General features: G+C 42.3%; 8 protein-coding genes and 1 pseudogene. 6 read left to right on the top strand and 3 right to left on the bottom strand.

The window, feature by feature from the left end:
- Nucleotides 1–198: 198 nt before the first annotated feature.
- Nucleotides 199–1,296 carry a DNA polymerase III subunit beta gene (gene dnaN / locus A4A70_RS00880; RefSeq protein ID WP_067567639.1) on the bottom strand — a complete coding sequence of 366 codons (1,098 nt, stop codon included), beginning with the start codon at nt 1,294–1,296 and terminating at the stop codon, nt 199–201.
- 2 nt (nt 1,297–1,298) lie between these two features.
- Nucleotides 1,299–2,705, bottom strand: a complete 1,407-nt coding sequence (gene dnaA, locus A4A70_RS00875) for a chromosomal replication initiator protein DnaA (RefSeq protein WP_067567636.1) — start codon at nt 2,703–2,705, stop codon at nt 1,299–1,301.
- 390 nt (nt 2,706–3,095) lie between these two features.
- On the opposite strand from dnaA, the gene rpmH reads away from it, so the two are divergent.
- The 6 genes and pseudogenes from rpmH (at nt 3,096) to corA (ending at nt 10,451) form a co-directional block, all read left to right on the top strand.
- Complete coding sequence (gene rpmH, locus A4A70_RS00870; RefSeq protein ID WP_067567633.1) at nt 3,096–3,239, top strand: 50S ribosomal protein L34; 144 nt, start codon at nt 3,096–3,098, stop codon at nt 3,237–3,239.
- Nucleotides 3,240–3,255: 16 nt separating this feature from the next.
- The gene (gene rnpA / locus A4A70_RS00865) at nt 3,256–3,615 is read left to right on the top strand and encodes a ribonuclease P protein component (RefSeq protein WP_067567631.1); all 360 of its coding nucleotides are present in this window, start codon (nt 3,256–3,258) and stop codon (nt 3,613–3,615) included.
- A 191-nt stretch (nt 3,616–3,806) separates the two neighbouring features.
- Nucleotides 3,807–5,459, top strand: a complete 1,653-nt coding sequence (gene yidC / locus A4A70_RS00860; RefSeq protein ID WP_067567628.1) for a membrane protein insertase YidC — start codon at nt 3,807–3,809, stop codon at nt 5,457–5,459.
- A 92-nt stretch (nt 5,460–5,551) separates the two neighbouring features.
- Nucleotides 5,552–6,925, top strand: a complete 1,374-nt coding sequence (gene mnmE, locus A4A70_RS00855) for a tRNA uridine-5-carboxymethylaminomethyl(34) synthesis GTPase MnmE (protein ID WP_067567625.1) — start codon at nt 5,552–5,554, stop codon at nt 6,923–6,925.
- Between the two features lie 278 nt (nt 6,926–7,203).
- Nucleotides 7,204–9,355, top strand: a pseudogene (gene uvrD, locus A4A70_RS00850) (DNA helicase II).
- Nucleotides 9,356–9,500: 145 nt separating this feature from the next.
- The gene (gene corA, locus A4A70_RS00845; RefSeq protein WP_067567622.1) at nt 9,501–10,451 is read left to right on the top strand and encodes a magnesium/cobalt transporter CorA; all 951 of its coding nucleotides are present in this window, start codon (nt 9,501–9,503) and stop codon (nt 10,449–10,451) included.
- A 41-nt stretch (nt 10,452–10,492) separates the two neighbouring features.
- Here the strand turns inward: corA and clpB are convergent, their stop codons facing one another.
- A complete protein-coding gene (gene clpB, locus A4A70_RS00840; protein ID WP_067567619.1) occupies nt 10,493–13,066 on the bottom strand; it encodes an ATP-dependent chaperone ClpB in 2,574 nt (857 codons plus the stop codon).
- Between the last annotated feature and the right edge of the window lie 241 nt (nt 13,067–13,307).

Raw genomic sequence — 13,307 nt, 5'->3', positions numbered from 1 at the left:
GTATCTTTTTTTTAGAAGTACCGCTAATAATTAAAGTAAACTGAAGACATTGATTCCAGCTAACTAGCAAATGCAGTAACACAATTAATTATTAACATTTTTTGATCAAAGTAAATCTAACATTTACTCAACTTGTTTATAAAAAAATAATTAAGAATTAAATAGTGATTAAAATTTAAATGATTAAAAATTAAATTTCTATAGCCGCATCGGCATCACAACATAGACTGCTGCATGGCTAGCACAATCTTCGATTTGCATGCTGGAAACACCATCGGTCAGAAGCAACTTTACTTCCTCGCATTTCAAAGCATTGAGTACATCAATTATATAATTAACATTAAAACCTATTTCCATCTCACTGCCCTGGTAGATAACGTCTAAAATTTCCTCTGATTCTTCCTGTTCTTGATTATGAGCGTTGATTTTCAATTGATTGGCGCTGAGCAATAATCGCACACCGCGGAACTTTTCATTAGAAAGAATCGCGGCCCTAGTAAAAGCCTGTTTGAGTATATCGCACTTAGCCTCGAGTATTTTTTCAGGTTTTTTCGGCAAAACGCGGCGATAGTCAGGAAAACGACCGTCAACAAGTTTAGAGGTAAAAATATAATCACCCACAATAGCGCGAATTTGATTGTTACCAATCTGTAGCGTTACTGGATTAACACTGCCATCTAACATACGTACAAGCTCTATTATACCTTTACGTGGCACAATAATAGAATGTGATGAAAGAGCTTCACCGACAGGTATCTCACAGACGGCCAAACGATGGCCGTCTGTGGCTACAGTGCGTAGTTTATTACCTTCAGTTTCAAAGAGCATACCGTTAAGGTAGTAACGTACATCCTGATGAGCCATGGAAAACTGAGTCGATTCAATTAGCTGTTTTAGTATAGCCTGCGATAAAGTTAATTGCACCTTGATTTGCCAATTATCGAGATTGGGGAAATCGATTGCGGGAAGCATAGAAAGTGAATAGCGACTACGACCTGAGATAATTAGGATCCGTTTTTCTTCCAGCGTCACATCGATTTTAGCTCCCTCCGAAAGGCCGCGACAAATATCAAAAAACTTGCGCGCCGGCACAGTAGTGGCGCCTGGGACAGCGCCACTTAGCTCGATCCGTGCGACCAATTCTATTTCTAAATCAGTGCTGGTCAACAGTAAACGGTCTTCTGTCACCTGTAGTAACAGGTTCTTTAGGATAGGTAATTTAAGGCGCCCCCCCAGCAGGCCACTTACTTGTTGTAAGGGCTTAAGAATATGTTCACGTTCAATAATAAATTTCATAGTTAGGAAGATAACATCATAATTAATTTAGAAAAATCTTCTTTAATAGAAGAGCTTTCTTTACAAAGCTGAGCTATTTTTCGGCAGGCATGCAGTACTGTAGTATGATCGCGCCCCCCAAATACTTCGCCTATTTCTGGCAGACTATGGTTAGTTAATTCTTTGGATAACGCCATCGCCATCTGTCTGGGTCGGGCTACTGAGCGTAACCGAAGCTTGGAGAGTAAATCTGTAAACTTAATTTTATAATATGCTGCTACGGTTTTCTGAATATTATCGATAGTGACCATCTTTTCTTGTAGCGCCAGTAGATCACGCAGCGCTTCACGCACAAAATCAATGGTAATTACCCTACTAGCTAAGTTGGCGTTAGCGACTACGCGATTAAGCGCTCCTTCTAGCTCTCGCACATTAGAACGCAAACGCTTAGCGATAAATAATGCGACTTCTCCTGGAAGAGGTATATCTTTCTCGTCGGCTTTTTTCATTAAAATTGCCACGCGTGTTTCTAGTTCTGGTGTCTCGATCGCTACTGTTAGCCCCCAGCAGAAGCGCGATTTTAGCCGATCCTCTACCCCGTTTATCTCTTTAGGATAACGATCAGAAGTCAGGATAATCTGCTGATTGCCTTCCAGCAGTGCATTAAAAGTATGAAAAAATTCCTCCTGTGAGCGCTCCTTGTTAGCAAAAAACTGAATGTCATCGATAAGTAATGCATCTACCGAACGGTAATAACGTTTGAATTCCTCAATGGCGTTATTTTGCAAAGCTTTTACCATCTCCTGCACGAAACACTCGGAATGCATATATACTACTTTGGCGTTGGCCTGATACGCCATAATTCCATTGCCGACCGCATGTAGCAAGTGCGTTTTTCCCAACCCGGTACCACCATATAAAAATAGTGGGTTATAGGTGCCACCTAGATTATAGGTAACCTGCCACGCTGCCGCACGTGCCAGCTTATTCGATTTACCTTCGACAAAATTATCAAAATTATTTTTAAAATTTACATTAGAGCGATAAGCAAGCTCTAACTGCAACGGAGGTGGTAACTTAGCATTGTTTCGCCTATGCCTAACTAGGCATAGGCGGGAAGCGGTTGGCTGCAAAGCAGTTTCGCTAGCATTATGGTTTATGGACTGTAGTACCATTATTTGTGACGGTTTGCTACCAACTGTAAACCGCAGTAACGGCGCATCATTGCCACAAAAGTCATTTATTAATAAATTGATACTGTTAAAATAGTTATTTATAACCCAATCTAGGACAAAGCGATTAGGGGCATAAAGCGCTAGAGTGTTGTCACTCAGTTCTGCTTGTAGGGGGCGGATCCACATCTTAAATTCTGTGGCAGTTAATTCATATTGTAACCGGGCAAGACATTGCTGCCAAAGCGAAAGTGACACGGTTTACTCCCATAGAACAAGACCAACAAAACAGTACCAAGTAATTTAAATTATTTTTTTTGACACAGATTATCCTGATACAACCAAACACTATTTTAAACTGTTATTCTTGCAATAAGTAAATCTTCTTTGTTCTTGGTCCTAACAGGGTAATTAGCAGCACTAAGAAGTGCTTCTACCTGCACTGAATAAACAGTGTTTAAAAGTAACCTAAGATAAGATAGTAGACATCTGATCGTGTAACCATAATATGATAGTTTAATTCATTTCTTACTTGTACTATTTGTACTTTTATAGTAAAATAGTAACAAGGTTGAAACTTCGGTTATTTATTTCTATACTTAATAGTTAAATACGGTTACTAACGTAGTACTTAAGGTAAATTTAAGGATGAAACGTACTTTCCAACCCTCCATATTAAAACGCAACCGTAGCCACGGTTTTCGTGCTCGGATGGCAACTAAAAATGGTCGTAAGGTTTTAGCACGTCGCCGTGCGAAAGAACGTGCACGTCTAACCGTATCTTCAAAGTAAAAAAGCTTAACATAGAGTGGTAAAGTTCACTTTTAATCGAGAGTTACGTTTATTAACTCCTAGTTGTTTTGTTTTCGTCTTTCAGCAGCCTAAAAAGGTTGGCACGTCTCATATTACTATCCTCGGCCGTCTAAACACGCTAAATCAGCCTCGCATTGGTCTAACGGTAGCCAAAAAATATGTTAAAAGAGCTCATGAACGCAACCGGATCAAGCGCTTAATTCGTGAAAGTTTTCGTCTGCATCAACACACCCTACCAGCTATGGATTTTGTAGTAATTGCCAAAAAAGGGGTAGCTAAGTTAGATAACCATACCCTGATAGAAGGGTTAACAACATTATGGCACTGCTATTTTCAGCAGTCTCTAAACTGCTAAACGGGGACCTAATTGCCGGTAACGGCCCACATGTTCCCAGTATGAAAGTGAATCAATTAGTTTAGGTATGTTAAAAGGTAGTTGGTTAACCTTATAAAGTATATTAAAATGCCATTCTTGGAACACAAATAAAAAGGAAGAAGATCCAGTGCCAGTGCTGCAATCAAAAATTGACAACAGAGAAAATTAAAATGGATTCACAACTCAATTTTTTTGTCATAGCTCTGCTGTTTGTGTCTTTGATAATCTGGCAAGTCTGGCAGGTAGATCATTCTCCTAAGTATACTGTTCAGACTAAGCAAAGAACTGCGAACTCCACTGTGGCAGATTGCGCTAATCAAGGAGTTCCTACTTCTAGTGGGCAAAAAGGTAAACTTATAACTGTAAAAACCGATGTACTGTTGTTAAAAATAAACACTCAAGGTGGTGATATCGAGCAGGCGTTTCTACTGACCTACCCAGAAAAATTTGGGTCGTCAAAGCCGTTTCATTTACTGGAAACTTCCCCTGAATTTATTTATCAGGTACAAAGCGGCCTGACCAGAAAAAACGTTCAGGAGAATTTATTTAATGGTGAACGACCGTTGTTTACCGCTGACCATGATACCTATCTCATGACAGAGAACCAGAATGAACTGCGCGTACCGCTAATCTATAGCGCTGCTGACGGCGTAATCTATACCAAAACCTTTATTTTCAAACCTAGCGATTTTGCTTTACATATACATTATAATATCAACAATGGCAGCGTTCATCCGTTAGAACTAACATTAGTTGGTCAATTGAAGCAGACCATTGACTTACCCAAGAACCGTAATAACGGCAGCAGTAATTTCGCGCATAGCTACCGTGGAGCGGCTTATTCAACTGACGATTATAAATATAAAAAATACAGCTTCAAAGATCTTAAGGGTACAAACCTGAGTATTAGTACCAATGGAGGTTGGATCGCCATGCTGCAACAGTATTTTGCCACAGCTTGGGTACCGCTTACTCCTGGTAAAAATACTTTTTATACTAATAAGTTAGAAAATGGGCAGGCTGTGATTGGCTTCAAGGCAACGCCTATCACTGTTGCTCCTTGCAGCCAAAGTAAGTTACAAGCTATATTATGGCTTGGCCCTGAAATTCAGGCCAAAATGGCAGCTGTTGCTCCGTATCTGGATCTAACGGTTGATTACGGCTGGCTATGGTTTATATCACAACCGCTATTCAAGCTGCTGAAAGTTATCAACAGCTATATTGGCAACTGGGGCTTTGCTATCATCATTATTACTTTGATAATTCGAGGTTTAATGTACCCTTTGACTAAAGTGCAATATACATCAATGGCTAAAATACGCATGTTACAGCCGAAGCTAGCGGCAATACGCGAGCGTCTAGAAAATGATAAAAAGCGTCAGAGCCAGGAAATAATGGCGCTCTATAAGAAAGAACAAGTCAATCCACTCGGTGGATGCTTGCCGTTAATTATCCAGATGCCTGTCTTTTTAGCACTGTATTATATGCTGTCTAGTTCTATTGAATTACGCCATGCTCCATTCGCTCAGTGGATCACTGATCTATCGGCTAAGGATCCATATTACATCTTGCCAGTATTGATGGGCATTACTATCTTCTTTATTCAGAAGATGTCGCCCACCACTATCACTGACCCTATACAGAGAAAAATTATGATTTTTATGCCGTTCATCTTTACCGTCTTCTTCCTATGGTTTCCTTCTGGTTTGGTATTATACTATATAGTTAGTAACCTTGTGACGCTGATCCAGCAACAGCTGATTTACCGAGGTATAGAAAAAAAAAGTAGACAGCACAACAGTAGGGCTTCCAAAGCTACATAATATTTTAACCTCAGCTATTAACATAATAGCTGCTTCAAAAGGCGGTCATAGCAATTTTCAACCTCGCTACACGAGGCGAAGCGAGTGTTATCATGATTCAAACAGAAACTATCACTGCTATTGCTACCCCACCTGGACGGGGGGGTATAGGTATCCTGCGGGTCTCCGGTCCTTTAGCTGCTGCAGTTGCTCGCGAGCTGCTAGGCAAAATACCGCATTCACGCCAGGCAACATATTTACCTTTCTGCGCCGAAGACGGCACCCCTCTAGATCAAGGCATTGCGCTGTTTTTCCCGGGTCCACAATCCTTTACTGGTGAAGATGTCCTTGAACTTCAAGGACATGGCGGACCGGTAATCTTAGATCTATTGCTTAAGCGGATTCTATCGCTGCCCGGTATACGTATCGCACGCCCTGGTGAGTTCTCAGAACGAGCATTTTTGAACGATCGATTGGATTTAGCGCAGGCCGAAGCTATCGCCGACTTAATTGACGCCAATTCCGCTCAAGCAGCTCAATCAGCGTTCAATTCTCTACAAGGAGCTTTTTCGGACCGTATTCATAGACTAATGGAAGCACTTACGAACCTGAGAATTTATATTGAAGCGGTTATTGACTTTCCAGATGAAGAGATTGATCTTTTATCTAAAGTTAGAATAGAAGAGAAATTAAATAAGATCATCTCTAGTCTTGACCAGGTAAGGACCGAAGCGCGGCAGGGAAATCTACTACGAGAAGGCATGAAAGTAGTCATTACCGGCAAGCCAAATGCTGGTAAATCTAGCTTACTAAACGCATTGGTGGGCTGGGAGGCTGCTATCGTCACAGCAATTTCTGGAACGACACGCGATGTTTTACGTGAACATATTCATATAGACGGCATGCCCCTATACATTATCGATACTGCCGGTCTACACGAAGCCAATAATGAAATAGAAATCATCGGTATTAAACGTGCCTGGCGTGAAATAGAACAGGCGGATCGTATCCTTTTAATAGTAGACGGCACTACTAACCATCAAAGTATACCAAAAATGCTACGGTTGTTATTCAACGACCGGTTACCGATAGGTATACCGGTAACTGTGGTACGTAATAAAGCCGATATTACGGGCGAAAGAGTAGGTATAAGTGAAGTAAGCGGTTACTCTATTATAACAATTTCAGCCCAATCAGGCGCTGGCATTGAGGTACTGCGCGAACATCTTAAGCAGAGTATGGGATACCTTGGGGGTACAGAAGGGATTTTTTTGGCCCGTCGCCGCCATCTTTCTGCTTTGGAAGCCGTCGCCGTTCATTTAGGGCAAAGTAAAGAACAGTTAGCAAGTACTTCAAGTACTTACGCCGTTGAAATTATTGCAGAAGAGCTTCGGTTAGCGCAGCAGTCGCTTAGCGAAATTACTGGTAAATTTACCTCAGACGAGCTTCTCAGCAAAATATTTTCCAGTTTCTGTATCGGTAAATAACTAATCTTAAATTAAGTAAAAAGGTAAATAATCCGGAGAAAAGCACTTAAACACACCGAGAACAGAATCTATGTCTGCAAGATATTTAAAATTTAGTGATAATTTCTTCACTTTTAAAGGTTACCTGTATTGACTGACAAATGATAGTACTACCAGTAATAAATTAACTGTTTTATTAACTGTTGGCTTATTTAAAAGCTCTGTTATAATCAACACTCATACTAAATGAGTAGTATGTTATTTAGGACAACTTATCTTATGTCAGATAAAGGCCACCTATGGAAGTTTCTTCTTTGCTCAAGAGCTTAAACTACAAGCAGCGCAAAGCTGTGGTGGCACCGGCTGGCAATTTACTAGTGCTAGCTGGCGCTGGCAGCGGCAAAACCAGAGTGTTGGTGCATCGTATTGCTTGGCTTTTGTTGGTGGCAAAATGCTCTCCCTATTCTGTAATAGGGGTAACATTCACTAACAAGGCGGCGGCAGAGATGTCTGCCCGTATCAAGCACCTGGTAGGCAACAGCCAAAAAGGAATGTGGATAGGCACGTTTCATGGTCTTGCTCACCGCCTGCTGCGCTTACATCATATGGACGCTAATCTACCACATGATTTTCAAATTCTCGATAGTGAGGATCAGTTACGCCTACTTAAGCGACTAATTCGCGCCATGAATATGGATGAAGCACAGTGGTCATCGCGCCAGGCGATGTTATATATTGGCGTAAAAAAAGATGAAGGATTGCGTCCACAGCACATTGAAAGTTACGGTAATCCGGTCGAGGCTAGCTGGCAGCGTATTTATCAGGCTTATCAGGACACCTGCGATCGTGCCGGACTGGTTGATTTTGCCGAGTTGCTGCTACGCACCCATGAGCTGTGGTTGAATAAACCACATATATTAAGCCACTATCGCGAACGTTTTTCCAATATTCTGGTAGATGAATTTCAGGATACCAACCAGATCCAATACGCATGGATCCGCATGTTAGCTGGTGGTAATAAAAACAATGTAATGATAGTCGGCGACGATGACCAATCTATTTACGGTTGGCGCGGTGCACAAGTAGAAAACATTCAGCGCTTCCTTGATGATTTTCCTGGTGCGCAGACAATTATCCTAGAGCAAAACTATCGTTCTACTAGTAATATTTTACATGCAGCAAACGCCCTTATCTCCCATAATGGTTACAGACTTGGTAAAAATTTATGGACTGAAGATACGGAAGGAGAACCTATTACGCTGTACAGCGCGGTCAATGAACTAGATGAAGCGCTGTTTGTGGTCAACCGCATTAAATTGCACCATAATAATGGCGGCGTGCTCAAGGACTGCGCCATTCTTTATCGCAGCAATACCCAGTCGCGTGTGCTAGAAGAAGCGCTGCTGCAGATGGGTTTGCCTTATCGCATCTATGGGGGTATGCGTTTTTTCGAACGACAGGAAATAAAGGATGCACTAGCCTATTTACGGCTTATTGCCAACCGCAACGACGATGCCGCCTATGAACGGGTGGTTAATATGCCTACACGCGGTATAGGCGAGCGCACTATGGAAGTCGTACGCCAGACCGCCAATAATAAGCAATTAACGCTGTGGCAGGCAAGCCGGTGGCTGCTTACAGAACATGTATTTACCGGCCGCGCTGCCTACTCGTTACAAAGTTTTCTGGACCTTATTGAGGCGCTAGCTGAGGAAACAGCAGAACTACCGCTACATTTAACAACCGATATAGTTATTAAAAACTCTGGTCTTTGGAGCATATACGAGCAGGAAAAAGGAGAAAAAGGACAGGCGCGCATTGAAAACTTGGAGGAGCTTGTCACAGCCACCCGCCAGTTTAGCTATAATGACAATGAAGAAGATCAAGATTTGCTGCCGCTACAGTCGTTTTTGTCGCATGCTGCCCTGGAAGCCGGCGCAGGGCAAGCTGACGAATATCAAGACGCGGTGCAACTTATGACTCTACACTCAGCCAAAGGATTGGAGTTTCCCCAGGTGTTTATCGTTGGAATGGAAGAGGGTCTGTTTCCCCGTCAGATGTCAATTAATGAAAGCGGGAGGCTGGAAGAGGAACGCAGACTGGCGTATGTTGGCGTCACCCGCTCGATGAAAAAGCTGACAATAACTTATGCCGAAACGCGCCGGATATACGGAAAAGAGACATATAATCAGCCATCGCGATTTATCGGGGAATTACCACTTTCATGCGTACAAAAAGTACCTTCAAGTAGTAACTTCACTAGTGCAGCAAGACAAAGACGCAGCGATGTTCTACTAAACAATAATAACAGCGGTGGTTTTACTCTCGGTCAGCGAGTGCGTCATCCAAATCCAAAATTTGGTGAAGGGACGGTAGTTAAGTTAGAGGGTAGCGACGATTAAAGACCAAGGAATTAAAGTAGTAGCTTATGCCAGGCTAGAAACCATTTAATGTTAATCTACATGCATATATTTGCTAATTGTATTTAGCATCACTCGGAGTCGAGGCTTTTACGGTCTAAAACTTGACCGTCACTTCTAACTAAGTCTGTCTGTGGTCCAATATGTTTCCCAACAGCAAAAGTAAATGAGGGCGTATGCTGAATGCATTTCAATTAAAAAACCATTGTTTATCACGCCTTGACGCCGATGAACCTGGAACCTTACTTCAATCGGTATGGATTGATCTTATTGGACCCAGCTATAATGAGCGTGAGAGAGTACAGTACGAACTAGGACAAAACCTAGCGACGTGTCTAGAGCTAGAGGATATTGAAGCGTCTGCTCGTTTTTTCGAGGACGAGGATGGGTTACATATTCACTCTTTTTTCTTTTATGCTGATACTGAAGACCATGCTGGCAATGCTACTGTAGCATTTACTATTCGCGAAGGTCGGCTTTATACTTTGCGCGAACGTGAACTGCCGGCTTTTCGTTTGTACCGAATGCGCACCCGTGGCCAAACTCTTATTGATGGTAACGCCTACGAGCTGTTACTAGATCTGTTTGAAACTAAGATCGAGCAATTAGCTGACGAGATAGAGAATATCTACAGCTATTTGGAGGCGCTCAGTCTAGTCATTATGGACGGCAGGCAAGGTGATGAGTATGACAATGCACTCTCGACGCTTGCCAAACGGGAGGATGTAGGCTGGAAGGTACGTCTATGTTTGATGGATACCCAGCGTGCCCTGAACTTTTTAGTGCGTAAGGCGCGGCTGCCTTCAGGGCAGTTAGATCAAGCAAAAGAAATTTTGCGCGATATTGAATCACTGTTACCCCATAACGAATCCCTGTTTCAGAAGGTAAACTTCTTAATGCAAGCGGCGATGGGTTTTATCAATATAGAACAGAACCGAATTATTAAAATTTTCTCAGTGGTATCGGTAGTTTTCCTACCACCAACCTTAGTTGCCTCTAGCTATGGTATGAACTTTGAGTTCATGCCAGAATTAAAGTGGTCGTTTGGTTATCCTGGCGCCATTATGTTGATGATATTGGCTGGTCTAGCTCCATATTTATATTTTAAACGTAAAAACTGGCTGTAGCTAGCCGCTTACAGTAATTATCTTATATTTTATATATCCTTTTATTGACTAACGATAATGTGATCGTTACTTACACCAATTTTTAAAGGCTTACCCGGTAGTAACTGGCCTGATAAGATCAATTGCGATAAAGGGTTTTCAATTTCCTGCTGTATGGCGCGTTTTAGCGGTCGTGCACCATAAATAGGATTAAAGCCGGATTTAAACAGTAGGTTTAAGGCCTCATTGCTGAGAGTTGCAGTATAGCCTTTATCTTCAAGACGCTGGTACAAACGCTGCAGCTGAATTTGTGCAATCGCTGTGATATGTTCTCGAACCAGCGGGTGAAATACCACAACTTCATCCACTCGGTTAATAAACTCCGGTCGGAAATGATGACTGACGACATTAAGCACCAGATCCTTCATTTGCTGGTAGTTTATTTGGCCAAAACGCTCCTGGATTATATCAGATCCCAAATTAGAGGTCATAATAACGACGGTGTTACGAAAATTCACCGTACGTCCCTGACGGTCGGTCAGACGACCATCATCCAATACCTGCAGGAGAATATTAAAAATATCCGAGTGCGCTTTTTCAATTTCGTCTAGCAGAATGACCGAGTAAGGACGGCGGCGCACCGCCTCGGTTAAATATCCGCCTTCTTCATAGCCAATATAGCCAGGAGGAGCCCCAACCAGCCGCGAAACCGCATGTTTTTCCATAAATTCTGACATATCGATACGAACCATTGCAGAGTCACTGTCGAATAAGAACAGCGCTAGCGCTTTGCATAGTTCTGTTTTACCTACCCCTGTTGGTCCCAGGAACATAAATGAACCTATCGGACGGTTAGGATCCGCCAGTCCGGCGCGGCTACGGCGGATAGCGTTTGAAACCGCTTCTACTGCTTCATTCTGTCCGATAACTCGCTGATGTAGATCCTGCTCCATGCGCAGCAGTTTTTCCCTTTCGCTTTCTAGCATACGGGAAACGGGTATTCCAGTCCAGCGGGCAAGCACTTCGGCAATTTCAATATCAGTTACGCGATTCCTTAATAAACGCATGTTTTTACTGTCAGACAGCGTAGCCGCTGAAAGCTGCTTTTCCAACTCTGGAATTTTACCATACTGAATTTCAGACATGCGTGCTAGATCGCCAACACGCCGTGCTTGTTCAATTGAGATCTTGGCCTGCTCCAGCTCAGCCTTCAAATGCTGCGTACCAGAAAGCGAAGCTTTCTCTGCTTTCCATGTTTCCTGCAGCTCAGAATAGGAGCGCTCTTTCTGATCCAACTCATCGTTAAGCATATCCAAACGTTTTAGACTGGCATCGTCCGCTTCTTTTTTAAGCGCCTGCTGTTCCAGTTTTAATTGAATGATTCGGCGCTCCAACCGATCAAGTTCTTCAGGTTTTGAATCTATCTGCATACGTATGCTGGAAGCAGCCTCATCAATAAGATCTATTGCTTTGTCTGGCAGTTGCCTGTCTGCAATATAGCGATAAGATAGCGTTGCTGCGGCAACAATAGCAGGATCGGTGATCTGTACATGATGATGTAGCTCATAACGTTCTTTCAACCCGCGTAGAATAGCAATTGTATCTTCAACGCTTGGCTCAGCGACAAAGACTTTCTGGAATCTTCGTTCCAGAGCAGCATCTTTTTCGATAAATTTGCGGTACTCATTCAGCGTGGTCGCTCCTACACAATGCAATTCACCACGTGCTAACGCTGGTTTAAGCATATTACCTGCATCCATCGAATCATCAACCTTGCCGGCACCCACCATAGTATGCAGTTCGTCAATAAACAGAATAACATTACCTTCCTGTTTTGATAGATCGCTCAATACGTTTTTTAGTCGCTCTTCAAACTCACCACGATATTTAGCACCGGCCACTAGTGATCCCATATCTAATGATAAGACCTTATTATTCTTTATCCCTTCTGGCACTTCACCGTTGATGATACGCTGTGCTAAGCCTTCAACAATAGCTGTTTTCCCTACTCCTGGTTCGCCTATTAATACTGGGTTATTTTTGGTACGCCGCTGGAGCACCTGAATAGTACGGCGAATCTCTTCATCACGCCCAATAACAGGATCAAGCTTTCCATGTTCCGCGCGTTCGGTAAGGTTAATAGTGAATTTTTTTAGCGCTTGTCGCTGATCTTCAGCTCCTTGGCTATTTATTTTCTCACCGCCACGCATTTGTTCAATGGCCTGTGTAACTTTAACCGTCGTGGCCCCAGCCGCTTTTAATAAATTGTCTAAGGTGCCTCGCGATTCTAACGACGCTAATACAAAAAGTTCAGAAGAAATAAAACTATCGGAGCGTTTTTGTGCTAATTTTTCGCACAGGTTTAATACGCGTAATAGATCTTGCGAGGGCTGCACATCACCTCCGATACCTTCTATTTTAGGTAGACGTTCACAAGCCTGCTCCACAGCTATAATAAATAACGGAATATTTACACCGGTTGATTGCAGCAGCGGGCGTACAGTACCGTCTTCCTGCTTCAGGAGAGCAGACATAACATGTAATGGTTCAATAAATTGATTGTCACGCCCCAAAGCAATAGACTGGGCATCGGCTAGAGCAAATTGAAATTTTTTAGTAAAACGATCCAGACGCATCAATCCTCCATATTTAATCAAAATAGATACTCTACTAGAATATGTAGATAAGGTCGATTTTTTCAAAATCAAGGATACTTAGGATATAAGTATTTTATTAGGATATAAGAAGTATTTAATATTGAATTATTCAAGCTATAGTTGCTTTAGCATATTTCTATGTACTGGCTAGCCTAGCCGGGCTAGGTGCAACATTTATGGGGGGGAGCGATAAAACTCATTAATCTATGCAGCACTTAAT

This window comes from Candidatus Hoaglandella endobia, assembly GCF_900044015.1.
GTDB lineage: Bacteria > Pseudomonadota > Gammaproteobacteria > Enterobacterales > Enterobacteriaceae > Hoaglandella > Hoaglandella endobia.
The sequence above is the reverse complement of the archived record's forward strand: the minus strand, read 5'-3'. Positions and strand labels throughout refer to the sequence as shown.